Annotated in this window: 8 protein-coding genes; 1 reads left to right on the top strand and 7 read right to left on the bottom strand. The window is 62.6% G+C overall.

Annotation, left to right across the window (positions count from 1 at the left end; translation table 11 throughout):
• Window positions 1-26: 26 nt before the first annotated feature.
• Both HDE72_RS08780 and HDE72_RS08775 read right to left on the bottom strand, forming a co-directional pair.
• Window positions 27-3,086 (bottom strand): CHASE domain-containing protein, encoded by a 3,060-nt coding sequence (locus HDE72_RS08780; protein WP_183739031.1) that lies wholly within the window; start codon window positions 3,084-3,086, stop codon window positions 27-29.
• Window positions 3,087-3,264: 178 nt separating this feature from the next.
• The gene (locus HDE72_RS08775; protein ID WP_183739028.1) at window positions 3,265-4,146 is read right to left on the bottom strand and encodes a LysR family transcriptional regulator; all 882 of its coding nucleotides are present in this window, start codon (window positions 4,144-4,146) and stop codon (window positions 3,265-3,267) included.
• A 109-nt stretch (window positions 4,147-4,255) separates the two neighbouring features.
• Here HDE72_RS08775 and HDE72_RS08770 point away from each other — a divergent pair, with 109 nt between their 5' ends.
• Complete coding sequence (locus HDE72_RS08770) at window positions 4,256-5,257, top strand: cyclase family protein (RefSeq protein WP_183739025.1); 1,002 nt, start codon at window positions 4,256-4,258, stop codon at window positions 5,255-5,257.
• Window positions 5,258-5,270: 13 nt separating this feature from the next.
• Here HDE72_RS08770 and HDE72_RS08765 read toward each other — a convergent pair whose 3' ends face one another.
• Genes HDE72_RS08765 through HDE72_RS08745 form a run of 5 tightly spaced genes read right to left on the bottom strand, consistent with a single transcriptional unit; the run spans window position 5,271 to window position 12,311 of the window.
• Complete coding sequence (locus HDE72_RS08765) at window positions 5,271-6,770, bottom strand: CoA-acylating methylmalonate-semialdehyde dehydrogenase (RefSeq protein ID WP_183739022.1); 1,500 nt, start codon at window positions 6,768-6,770, stop codon at window positions 5,271-5,273.
• Between the two features lie 19 nt (window positions 6,771-6,789).
• Complete coding sequence (gene iolB / locus HDE72_RS08760) at window positions 6,790-7,584, bottom strand: 5-deoxy-glucuronate isomerase (RefSeq protein ID WP_183739019.1); 795 nt, start codon at window positions 7,582-7,584, stop codon at window positions 6,790-6,792.
• Window positions 7,581-8,507, bottom strand: a complete 927-nt coding sequence (gene iolE, locus HDE72_RS08755; protein ID WP_183739016.1) for a myo-inosose-2 dehydratase — start codon at window positions 8,505-8,507, stop codon at window positions 7,581-7,583. Before iolE ends, iolB begins: the two co-directional genes overlap by 4 nt.
• A 1-nt stretch (window position 8,508) precedes the next feature.
• Window positions 8,509-10,368: a 3D-(3,5/4)-trihydroxycyclohexane-1,2-dione acylhydrolase (decyclizing) gene (gene iolD, locus HDE72_RS08750; RefSeq protein ID WP_183739011.1), complete on the bottom strand. Its 1,860-nt coding sequence runs from the start codon at window positions 10,366-10,368 to the stop codon at window positions 8,509-8,511.
• A complete protein-coding gene (locus HDE72_RS08745; RefSeq protein ID WP_183739009.1) occupies window positions 10,365-12,311 on the bottom strand; it encodes a bifunctional 5-dehydro-2-deoxygluconokinase/5-dehydro-2-deoxyphosphogluconate aldolase in 1,947 nt (648 codons plus the stop codon). Before HDE72_RS08745 ends, iolD begins: the two co-directional genes overlap by 4 nt.

Genomic DNA, 12,311 nt, shown 5'->3' with positions numbered 1-12,311 from the left:
TCGCCTCTGCAAGCATCATCGTGCACTCAACGCGCATCGTGCAGCGCAAATTCCAGCATGATTTGTTCAGCTACCTGCTCCAGCGCCGGCGCCATCGCGGCCACCAGCGCGCGTGCCTGCGGCAAGTCGCCGCCACGGCGCAAGCCTTCGATGGACAGGCATAAGGCGGCGATGGCATTCGCGCCCACCGCGCGTGCCGATGACTTGCTGCGATGGCCCAGGTCCGCCAGGCGGCCCAGGTCTTCCAGCGCCAGCGCCTGCTCCATCTCGGCGATGCTATCGCGCGCCGTGTCCAGGAAAAGCTGCGCGTACTTGCGCATCTTGGCCGTATCGTGGCTGAAGGTAAGCGCCAAGGTAGCCAGGTCGAGGATGGCCGTGTCGCGCCAGTCGCTGCCCTGGCTCAGCGATGCCAATGACTGCAAGTTTGCCGTGGGTGCGGCAGCGGATGCAGCAGACGGCGCGGCGTGGCCGATGCCGCCGCGCAGGCGGAACCATTTCGCCAGCAGGTGGAACAGCAAATTGGGCGCGATCGGCTTGGTCACGAATTCATCCATGCCCGCTTCCAGGCAGCGGGCGCGGTCTTCGCTGCCCGCATTGGCCGTCATGGCGATCACCAGCACGCCGGACAGGCGCCGGTCGGCGCGGATGCGGCGGGTGGCCTCGAAGCCATCCATCTCCGGCATCTGCACATCCATCAGCACGCAGTCATAGCGCTGCCTTGCCAGCAGTTCCAGCGCTTCGCGGCCATTGTTGGCGATGGTGACGGTGGCGCCCGCGTCTTCCAGCAATTCGCAGCCCACCTGCTGGCTGAAGACATTGTCTTCCACCAGCAGGATGGAAGCGCCGCGGATCACGCCCAGCACTTCAGGCTCCACCTCGTTCATGCTGTCGTCATGCATGCCCACGTATTTTTCCAGACGCGCCGTAAACCAGAAGGTGCTGCCATGCCCGGGCTGGCTGGTGACGCCCACCGTGCCTTTCATCAGTTCAGCGAGCTGCTTGCTGATCACCAGACCCAGGCCGCTGCCGCCGTATTTGCGCGTCGTCGACGGGTCGGCCTGGTGAAATGAGCGAAATAGCTGCGCCACTTCCACTTCGCTCATGCCGATGCCCCGGTCCTGCACTTCGAAATGCAGCGTGCTGTGCTGGTCGCGTTCTTCGGACTGGCGTACCCGCACAAAGATATTGCCGTTTTCGGAAAACTTGATGGCGTTGCTGGCCAGGTTCAGCAAGACCTGTTCCAGCCGCAGCGGATCGCCGCGCCAGCGCTGCGGCAAAGCAGGAGGGATATCGAAACGGAAAACCAGGCCACGCGCGGCGGCCGCATCGCCAAGCTGGCTGGCGATATTGGCCAGCAGGGTATCGAGCCGGAAGTCCAGCACTTCCAGTTCCAGCTTGCCCGCCTCGATCTTGGAAAAATCGAGGATATCGTTGATCAGTCCCAGCAAGTGCTGGCCCGAGTGGTAGATTTTTTGCAGGTAATCGCGCTGGCGGACATCGGTCACCGACTTCAGCGCCAGGTGGGCCATGCCGATAATGCTGTTCATCGGCGTGCGGATCTCATGGCTCATGTTCGACAAAAAATCGCTCTTGGCCTGGCTGGCCGCATCGGCCTGCTCTTTCAGGCGATGCAGCTCCGTCACATCGGTGGACAGGCCGATCAGGCCCGTCACGGCATCGGGCGTGCCCAACGGCACTTTCACGCTCCACAAATGATGGACTTGCCCCTGCGCGTCGACGAAACGCTCTTCGCCGATAAACTTGACGCCGTTGTCAAACAGCTGGCGATCGGTGCCATGCACTGCCTGCGCCGCCTCAGCACTCATCAGTTCATTGTCGTGACGGCCGATGATCTGTTCTGGAGTACGCCCCAGCATGAAAGCCGCCCGGGCGTTCACATAACGGTAACGCAAGTCGGCATCCTTCATGTAGACGTAGGCATCGACGCTGTCGAGCACGGTATCGAGCAAGGCGCGCTGGGCGATGGCGTAGCGGCGCGAACGGTACAAGGTGTAGATGTAACCATAGGCCAGCAGGGTGCCGGCCACGCCGACCAGCAGCGCCAGCCACGGGAAGTAATGATCGAAATTGCTGTACAACTCAGTCTTGCGCATGCGGAAATGCGCTTTCCACACGCCGCCCTGATACTCGACCGGCACCACATGGTCGAAATACGCATCGTCGCTGCCGGGCTTTGGCGGCGCCAGCGCCAGATCCTGGCCATCGTTGTACAGCAAACGGTCCTGCGGCGTGAGACGGAAATCGGCATCTGACGCCAGTTCCACTGGCCTCACGTCGTGTGGCAAGGCATACAGGGACAGATGCAGCGATTCCAGGACGCTGTTCTGGAATGCGCTGTGCACCAGCTGGGCCACACCAAAACCGATGCCTACCGAGCCCTGATAGGCGGCGCGCCGCTCGCTGGCGTTCGATAGCGGCATGCCGTTGCGGTACACGGGCAGCCGCAGCCCCAGGCCCACGTGCGCGGGCGGCCCCTTGATCATGATCACCTGCCCCGAGGCATTCGCCTGGCCACTGTCGCGCGCCAGCGCCAGCGATTGCGCCACCAGGGGATTGGCGGCGATATCGACGCCGTGGCGTTCGGACAGCAAAGGGTCCGGCTCCAGATACGTCAGCACCGTATAGTCAGGCCGTTCACCCTCGGGCTGTATCGTAAAGCCGGGATAGCCTTGGGGATGCAAACTGGTGTCGGCGCGCACGGAGGCGATAAAGGCGGCGCGCTGGCGGGCGGTGATGGCCGCCGCATAGTTGATCGATTCGATGGCAGGAAACTGGCGCTCCAGGTCCAGGCCAGCCACATAATCGTGAAATTGCCGACGCGACAATGGATCGCTGGTACGGAATAGCGCCTCGAGTCCATGCAACAAGTCGGAATAGCTTTTTACGCGAGCCGTCAGGCTATGCTGGGCGCCGTGGGTCAGATTGTCGAAGCGCTGCCAGGCATCTTCATTGACGGTGCGCGCCGCATCGGCGTACAAAGCACCACCTATCGCCAGCGCCAGCAGTGCGCCCCCCGCCCAAATCTTGAAACCTGATACCGTCCAGCTCCTGTTCAGAGTGTGCATTGTCGATCGCTTATTCGGGTTCCTCAAGTAACGGGTGCGCAACCCCGCCTGACTAACGCCAGCATACTATCAAAGCCCCCGTGCGAGACGACCACCCACGAAAAAAAGTGCAATATGGCAAACGTTGCCATATTGCATTAACCCCTAATCAAGATGGCAACAAGACCGCTGAAAGCAGCTACAGCGCTGCAGCCAGGAAGTCGCAGAAGGCGCGCACCTTCTGCGGCACGTGGCGGCCGTCGGGTGTCAGCGCGTACACGCCGCGCCTGTCCATGGCGTGCGACGGCAGCACGCGCACCAGGACGCCGCTGGCCAGCAGCGGCGCGGCAATGAAGGACGGCAGCGCGCCCACCCCCACGCCAGCGACCAGCATGTCGGCCAGCAGCAGGCTGTTGTCGGCCGAAAAACGCACCGGCAGCACGATGCTGCTGGCCCCTTCCGGGCCGTCGAGCTGCCAGATGCCGGGGCTGTCGGCCAGCCGGTACGGCAGGCAATCGTGGCCGTGCAGGTCCAGCGCCTGCATCGGCGTGCCGCGCCGCGCCAGGTAGGCGGGCGCGGCACAGATCATCTGCTCGACTTCGCCCAGGCGGCGCGCCACCAGAGTCGAATCGGCCAGTGCGGCGCGGATGCGCAGCGAGACGTCATAACCCTCGCCCACCACGTCGCGCAAACGGTCGTCCAGGGTCAGCTCCAGCTTCACCTCCGGGTAGCGCTGCATGAAGGCGGGCAGCAGCGGCGAGAGCACCTTCAGGCCGAAGGACAGCGGCACGTTCACGCGCAAGCGCCCCGCCACCTTGCTGGCGGAACCACGTGTGGCCAGCTCCAGCGCGGCGATCTCGTCGAGCAGGCGGCAGCATTCAATATAGTAGGCACGGCCGCCGTCCGACAAGCTCATGCGCCGCGTGGTGCGCAGCAGCAGCAAGGTGCCCAGCCGCTCCTCCAGCTGGCGCACCTGCTTGCTGATGGCCGCCGCCGACTGGTTCAGCTCCAGCGCGGCCTTGCCGAAGCTGTCGCGCTCGACCACCGTGCGAAATACGCGCATGAGCGCCAATACATCCATGATTCTTTCCCTGCAGTGAAATATATTATTATTTTATCGCTGATTATCATTGAAATAGAAAACAATATGATGGCGGCTTCTTTCTTCACCTGACACCAGGAGCCCTCTCATGTTGACCTTCCCTAGCCCATTGAAAACCCTGCCCCTGCTGCTGGCCCTGCTGGGAGGCGCAGCACAGGCGGCCCCGGCCACCGCCGCCCTGCCCGAAGTGGGCGTCAGCCCCTGGGGGCCGAAAGACGAGATCGGCCGTTTGAACCTGATGACCGCCGCCTCGCGCGCGGCCATCCTCGCCCGCATAGCCGGCGGCAAGAGCTATGACCTGGCCGTCGATTTCTATATCGGCATGCCCAGCTGGCAGGCAGCCGGCGACCCGCCCTACCAGATGTGGATGACGCACACGCCGAAAGGCAATCTGGTAGCCGATTCCATGAACGTGGGCGACGCCATGAACCGCCACGTCAGTTACACGGGCTCGGCCGTTTCCATGTATGCCCACATGGGCACGCATATCGACGCGCTCAATCATTTCGGCCTGAACGGCAAGATCTGGAACGGCTTTACGGAAGAGCAGTATCTGGGCGACCGGGGCTGGACGGTGACGGGCGCGGAAAAGCTGCCGCCCATCGTCGCGCGCGGCGTGCTGATCGACGTGGCCGTCGCCAAGGGACTCCAGCAACTGCCCGACAATTACCGGGTCACACGGCAGGACTTGCGCGCGGCGCTGGCGCAGCAGAAGGTAACGCTGGAAAAGGGCGACGTGGTGCTGATACGCACGGGCCGCATGCAGCACTATGAGCAGGCGCAAGCCTATATGGCCAATCCGCCCGGCCTGTCGCTGGACGCGGCGAAATTCCTGGTGGAAGACGGCGGCGCCATGGTGGTGGGCGCGGACAACCTCAGTTTCGAGGCCTTCCCCTCCGAAGTGGCGGGCAATTACCTGCCCGTGCACACCTATCTGCTGGCGCAGCAGGGCACGCCCATCATGGAACTGGTCGACCTGGAAGCGCTATCGCGCGACAAAGTCTACCAGTTCGCCTTCATCGGCGCTTCCTTGAAGTTCCGTGGCGGCGACGCGGCGCCCATCCGCCCCGTGGCGCTGCCGATACGCTAGTGGCTAGATGGTTTTACTTCAGTGTCGGCATCGCAAACTCGGCCCCGGCCTGGGTCGAGGCGGGCCAGCGCTGGGTGACGGCCTTCTGTTTCGTGTAGAAACGCACCGCTTCCGGGCCATGCGCATGGTGGTCGCCGAACAGGCTGCGTTTCCAGCCGCCGAAGCTGTGGAAGGCCATCGGCACGGGAATCGGCACGTTGACGCCCACCATGCCCACCTGCACGCGGTGCGTGTATTCGCGCGCCGTGTTGCCGTCACGGGTGTAAATGGCCGTTCCGTTGCCGTATTCGTGGGCGTTGACCAGCTCCAGCGCGGCCGTGAAATCGGGCACGCGCACGATGCACAGCACCGGGCCGAAGATTTCTTCCTTGTAGATCGTCATGTCGGGCGTGACATGGTCGAACAGGCTGCCGCCCAGGAAAAAACCTTTTTCATGGCCAGGCAGCACGAAACCACGGCCATCGCTGACCAGCGATGCACCTTCCTTGACGCCGGTGGCGATGTAGCCGGCAATCTTGTCCTTGTGAGCCTGCGTCACCACCGGGCCCATCTCGGCCTGCAAATCCATGCCCTGGGTGATTTTCAGGGCCGCGATACGCGGTCTCAGGGCGGCCACCAGTTGATCGGCCACATTGCCCACCGCCACCACCACGGAAATGGCCATGCAGCGCTCGCCAGCCGAACCGTAGGCTGCGCCCATCAAGGCGTCCACCGTCTGCTCGATATCGGCGTCGGGCATCACCACCATATGGTTTTTTGCGCCGCCCAGCGCCTGCACGCGCTTGCCCTGCGCGCAGCCGGTGGCGTAGATATATTCGGCAATCGGCGTGGAACCGACAAAACTGACTGCACGCACATCGGGATGATGCAGCAAGCCATCGACGGCTTCTTTATCGCCCTGCACCACGTTGAACACGCCATCGGGCAAGCCCGCGTCCGTCAGCAATTGCGCCAGCAGCAAGCTGGCCGATGGGTCGCGCTCGGACGGTTTCAACACAAAGGTGTTGCCGCAGGCAATCGCCATCGGGAACATCCACATCGGCACCATCACCGGGAAATTGAATGGCGTAATGCCCACGCACACGCCCAGCGACTGGCGGATCGACCATGCGTCGATGCCGCCGGCGACTTGCTCGCTGTATTCTCCCTTCATCATTTGCGGGATGCCGCAGGCAAACTCCACCACTTCGATGCCGCGCGTCACTTCGCCTTTCGCATCCGTGAACACTTTACCGTGCTCGGCCGTGATCAGGGCGGCCAGCTGGTCCGAATGTTCTTCCAGCAATTCCTTGAACTTGAACATGATGCGCGCGCGGCGCAGCGGCGAGGTTTGCGACCAGGCGGGAAACGCCGCATGGGCAGCGGCCACGGCGGCATTGAGTTCTGCAGCGGTGGCCAGCGCCACTTTGGCGGCCACCGCGCCGGTGGCAGGGTTGAACACGTCGCTCGTGCGCTCCGAGCGCGAAGTCATCGGGTTGCCACCGATATAGTGGCCAATTGTCGGGGTAGTCATATCGTCTCTCACTTAGCTTTCACTTTGTCATCAGCCATTCATGGGCCGGGTCATTTTTAAAGTGCCAGACCCGTTTCGGGCCGGCCATCACATTGAGGTAATAGCCATCGTAGCCATAGGGCACGGTGACAGGATGGTAGCCGCGCGGCACCATCACCACGTCGTGGTTTTCCACCGCCATCGCTTCATCCAGCGAACGGTCATCCGTATAGACTCTTTGGTAGGCAAACCCCTGCTCGGGATTGAGGCGGTGGTAATAGGTTTCTTCCAGAGAACTTTCCGCCGGCACATTGTCGTTATCGTGCTTGTGCGGCGGATAGCTCGACGAGTGGCCAGAAGGCGTCAGCACTTCCACCACCAGCAAGCCATCGGCCTCGGCCGTCTGCGGCAGGATGTCGCAGACATACCGCGTATTGGCGCCCTTGCCGCGCACCGAGCGCGTCATCGTTTCAGGCGCGATCAGACGGGCCAGACGGTGGGTAGTGGCCGGCGCGCTGCACAGGGCCACCTCGGCTGCATTGCTTGCCGTGATGCTGACTTGCGTTTCCAAGGGCACATACACGGCATACGGCGAGCGTGCTTCAAACACGCTGGCCCGCCCGCCGATATCGGCCCAGGTCTGCTCGCCGGCCCGCACCGTCACCGTGCCGGTCAGCACCACGATGCACAGTTCGCGCGATCCTGTGCCCAGGGAAAGCTGTTCACCGGCGGCCAGGCGGTGGGCGGCAAAGCCCACGTGGGTCCAGCCGGCCGATTCGGGTGTGACTTGCACGATCTGCTGACCATGCTTGCTGGCTTTGACGAGCAGGCTCATGCTGCCTCCTGGCCCGCTTGGGGGCTAAGTTCAGGAATCTGGCGCACCAGTTGCGCCAGATAGTCGTAACCCATCTTGGCATATTGATAGCTGGGCGCCACGGCCGGGTCTTGCTCGGCTTCCACCACCAGCCAGCCTTCGTAGCCATTGCGGTACAAGCTCGTCAAAATCGCCGGGAAATCGATGCTGCCGTCGCCCGGCACGCTGAACGTACCGTTAATGACGGACTGCAAGAAACTCCAATGGCCGTTGCGTGCCAGTTTCATCACCTTGGGCCGCACATCCTTGCAATGCACATGGCACACGCGGTGGATGTGTTTATTGAGTATCGTCAAGGCATCGCCGCCACCAAAAGTGATGTGCCCCGTGTCAAACAGCAAGCCCACCTCCGGCCCCGTCAAGGCCATCAATTGATCGACGTCGGCCGGTGTTTCCACGTAAGCGCCCATATGATGGTGATAGGCCAGGCGCACGCCATGCGACAAACAATGGCTGGCAAAGGCGGTCAGCTTGCCGGCATAGTCTTGCCATTGCTGCTGCGACTGGAAACGCGGGCGCTTATACAGCGGGCGCGGTTCACCCTGGATGGCGTCGGCCACTTCGCCATATACCATCACGCTGGCGCCACTGTCGGCCAGCAAGCGCAAATGCGAGTCCACGGCAATAATTTCTTCTTCGACAGAGCGGTGGGCCAGCCGCCCCGAATACCAGCCCGACACGCAAGCCAGATCATACTTGCCCAGCACGGCCCGCAAAGCCGGCGCGTCCTTGGGAAACTTGTTGCCCAATTCAAAACCGGCGTAGCCGATTTCCGCGCCTTCCTTCAAGGCCGTTTCCAGCGGCGTTTCGCCGCCCAGCGAGGGCAAATCATCATTCATCCACGAGATCGGGTTGATGCCGATACGTACATTCCATGTGTTCATTTCAATTCCTTTGCTTCAGGCGCTCGGTTTCATAACGGGCACGCGCGGCGCGCACGCCTTCCTGGTTTGATACGGCCGGCACGGCCACTTCCCACCAGCAGCCGCCCTCTTCGGTAGTGCGCGTGTCGTCGGTATTGATGCAGATCAAATACGTTCGCGTGGCGGCGCGGGCGCGCAGCATGGCTTGCTCCAGGCCGGCGATGTCGGCCACGTGTTCGCTCAAGGCGCCCAGGGAGCGCGCATGCAGGGCAAAGTCGATCTGCGGCGCGCCCTCGCCCGCCTGCAGGCAATCGGCCAGCATATTGTTGAACGGCGCATTGCCACACGCCTGCTGCAGGCGGTTGATGCAGCCATAACCACGGTTGTCGAGCACCACGATGATGAGTTTTTTGTCCAGCATGACGGAGGTGGCGATTTCCGAATTCATCATCAGGTAACTGCCGTCGCCCACCATGACGATGACTTCGGCGTCCGGTTTCGCCATCTTGACGCCGAGGCCGCCGGCAATTTCATAACCCATGCAGGAATAGCCATATTCCATGTGATAACCGCCCGGCGTGCTGGTGCGCCACAGCTTGTGCAGCTCGGCCGGCAAGGTGCCCGCAGCGCAGACGACGATATCGCGCGCGGTGGAGTCCGGCGACGAGCGCTGCACGGCGCCGATCACTTCGCCGTCATATGGCAAACCAGCCACTTCGCGTTTGCCGGTGATGGCCGCCACCGTCTCGCGCCACGCCGTGCCCGCCTGCTGTGCCCGTTCATTCCACTGGCCGGCGCTATTCCAGCCTTCCAGCTGGCGCGACAAGCCCTGCAAGGCCAGGCTTGCATCGGCCTGCACGGCCAGGCCACGGCGTTTCAAGGCATCGAAAGCGTTGACGTTCAGGCTGACCATCTCAGCGTCACCAAACAGCGCGTTCGATCCCGTCGTAAAGTCTTGCAGGCGCGTGCCCACCGCCAGTACCAGGTCGGCGTCGGCGGCCAGGCTGTTGGCGGCCGGCGAGCCGGTCACGCCGATGGCGCCCAGTTGCAGCGGATGATCCCAGGGCAAGGCGCCCTTGCCTGCCTGGGTTTCGGCCACGGGCAGACCATGGCGCTCGGCAAAGGCACGCAAGGCGGCGCCCGCTTCGCCATACAGCACGCCGCCACCGGTCACGATCAACGGTTGTTTCGCTTTTTTCAAGAGTGCGGCCGCTTCTTCCAGTTCCGCCTCCACAGGAGGGATAGCGCGGAAACGCACGATGCGCGGCTCGAAAAATTCCTCGGGGTAATCGTAAGCCATGGTTTGCACGTCTTGCGGCAAGGACAGGGTCACGGGGCCGCAGGCGGCCGGGTCGGTCAGGACAGCAATCGCCCTCGGCAAGGCCGTCAGCAATTGCTCGGGATAAATGATGCGGTCGAAATAACGCGACAAGGGTTTGAAGGCGTCGTTGACGGACACGCTGCCATCGCCGCCATCTTCCAGTTGCTGCAGCACGGGGTCGGGCGCGCGCGAAACAAACACGTCGCCCGGCAACAGCAATACCGGCAAGCGGTTCACGTGGGCCAGCGCGGCGGCCGTCAGCAGATTGGTGGCGCCCGGACCGATGGAACTGGTGACCGCCATCATGCGCCGGCGCATATGCGCCTTGGCGTAAGCAATCGCCGCATGCGCCATGGCCTGTTCATTGTGGGCGCGGTAGGTAGGGAGGTGCTCGCGGTACTGGTACAGCGCTTCGCCCAGACCCGCCACATTGCCGTGGCCAAAGATCGCAAAGGCGCCGCCGAACAGCGGCTGCTGGTCTTGCGTGCGCAGCGCCGCCAGATAGCGCACCAGCGCCTGCGCCATCGTCAAACGTATCGTGTTTTTGCGTGCAATATTCATGCGGCACGCTCCATTTGCTTGCGGCTACCTTGCCACAGCGAAATCAGCTGCTCGAAGTTGGCCCGCACGGCGCAAATCAGGCCTGCATCATCGATCTCGCCAGCCAGCCAGCGGCGGCCCGGTTCATGGAAGATGGTGCGGCCGACCATGAAGCCACGGCAGGTCGTACTGTTGCGGGCGGCCTCGAAACCATCGGCCAGCGCATCGATAGGCGCGTTCAAGCCCAGCAGTACGACGCCTCTGCAGTAGGGGTCGCGCTCATGCACCAGCGCATCGATGGCTTGCCATTGCTGGGCGCTCATGCTTTCCAGCTTCCACCATTCCGGATAAATACCCAGGTTATACAGGCGTTTCACGGCGCGGTAGACCGTATCTGGATGTTGCGGCAAGCTATCGGACGGTATGACTTCGAGCAACAGTTCGTGACCACTCACTTGCGCCGCATCGTACAAGGCCTTGATCTGCGCTTCCTGTTCCAGCCGGTTTTCCACCGTATCGTCGGGATGCAATTGCACCAGGCATTTGATGACATGTTCTTTCGGCCAGCTGTTCAGGTGCGAACCGATAGAACGGCCCCAGTCGAATTGCAGGGGATTGGAACCGGGCAATTCGACCGGACGGCCTATCCACCAGCCGCGCCCGGTGGCGTCGTTCAGCGCGTCAAGACCGTAGCGGCCATCGATCAGCACGCCGGTCTTGCCGGACAAACCCAGCGCTGTTTCCGTTTGCGCCACGGCTTGCACCATCAATTGTTTTAAAGCGGAAATCGCCGATTCCGGTGCACCCGTCTGTTGCGCCAGTTCAAAAAATTGCGTGCGATGGTCAAAAGCAAACACGCACACTTCGTCCCATTGCTTGCGGGCCACCGTGCTGCGGTGCAAGCGCGCCAGGGTGGCGTCCTGGTCGGGGTGCGTGAGTCTGGCGGCATGGGCCAGGAAATAATCAAGCTCTACCGGTGACGGCATGGCGGGCGCGCAGGCGTGGCGCGAGACCACCAGCGCGCCGCAGGCATTGGCGTAGCGGCTGCACGCCGCATAGTCTTCGCCGCGCAGCCAGCCTTTCAGGAAACCGGAAATAAAGGCGTCGCCCGCGCCCAGCACATTGAGCACATCGACCCGCACGCCGGCATAATTGAAGGCCTCGTCCAGGCTGGCGGGAATCGCCGCGTCAATCACGGCGCAACCCAGGGGGCCACGCTTGACCACCAGGGTCGCGGCGCTAAGAGCCCGCACGGCGCGCAAGGAAGCCAGGATATCGACACCGCCGCCGGCGATCATGAATTCTTCTTCCGTGCCCACGATCAAGTCGAACTGCGGCAAGATGCCTTGCAGGTGGCGGGTCACGCCCTCGCTGGAAACAAAGCGCGTTTCGCCATCGGCCTTGCCCGACAAGCCCCACAGCACGGGCCGGTAATCGATATCGAGCACGGTGCGCACATTGCTGGCCCGGGCCAGCGCCAGCGCCTGGGTGCTGACGCCATGCATGGCCTCGGTGGAAAAATGCGTGCCGGTAATCAATAAAGCCTTGCTCGACGCGATAAAGCCGGCGTCCACCGAGGCGGGTGCTATCGCCATGTCGGCGCAGTTTTCGCGGTAAAAGATCAGCGGAAACGTGTGTTTATCCTTGATGCCCAGCATCACCAGCGCCGTCAGCCTTTCATGGTCGATGCCCACGTGGCTGATATCGCAGCCTTCACGGGCCAGGGTGTCGGTGAGGAAACGGCCCATATGGTCGTCGCCCACTTTCGACAGCATGGCCGATTTCAAGCCCAGCCGGGCCGTGCCGAAAGCCACGTTGGCCGATGAGCCGCCCAGGTATTTGGCAAAACTGCTGACGTCTTCCAGCGGGCTGCCGATTTGCTGCGCGTACAGGTCTACGGCCAGGCGGCCCAGGCAGATCACGTCCAGCGCGCGGCCGGGGGCAAATTGTGTCGTATTTTTCAT

It is taken from the genome of Janthinobacterium saanense (assembly GCF_014200675.1).
GTDB lineage: Bacteria > Pseudomonadota > Gammaproteobacteria > Burkholderiales > Burkholderiaceae_D > Janthinobacterium.
This window is presented reverse-complemented; position numbering and strand designations above follow the sequence as displayed.

What these genes read in the sequence shown, in the direction of transcription:
- HDE72_RS08780 (WP_183739031.1), bottom strand. Translation starts at nt 3,086, where the DNA reads ATGCACACTCTGAACAGGAGCTGGACGGTATCAGGTTTCAAGATTTGG.
- HDE72_RS08775 (WP_183739028.1), bottom strand. Translation starts at nt 4,146, where the DNA reads ATGGATGTATTGGCGCTCATGCGCGTATTTCGCACGGTGGTCGAGCGC.
- HDE72_RS08770 (WP_183739025.1), top strand. Translation starts at nt 4,256, where the DNA reads ATGTTGACCTTCCCTAGCCCATTGAAAACCCTGCCCCTGCTGCTGGCC.
- HDE72_RS08765 (WP_183739022.1), bottom strand. Translation starts at nt 6,770, where the DNA reads ATGACTACCCCGACAATTGGCCACTATATCGGTGGCAACCCGATGACT.
- iolB (WP_183739019.1), bottom strand. Translation starts at nt 7,584, where the DNA reads ATGAGCCTGCTCGTCAAAGCCAGCAAGCATGGTCAGCAGATCGTGCAA.
- iolE (WP_183739016.1), bottom strand. Translation starts at nt 8,507, where the DNA reads ATGAACACATGGAATGTACGTATCGGCATCAACCCGATCTCGTGGATG.
- iolD (WP_183739011.1), bottom strand. Translation starts at nt 10,368, where the DNA reads ATGAATATTGCACGCAAAAACACGATACGTTTGACGATGGCGCAGGCG.
- HDE72_RS08745 (WP_183739009.1), bottom strand. Translation starts at nt 12,311, where the DNA reads ATGAAAAATACGACACAATTTGCCCCCGGCCGCGCGCTGGACGTGATC.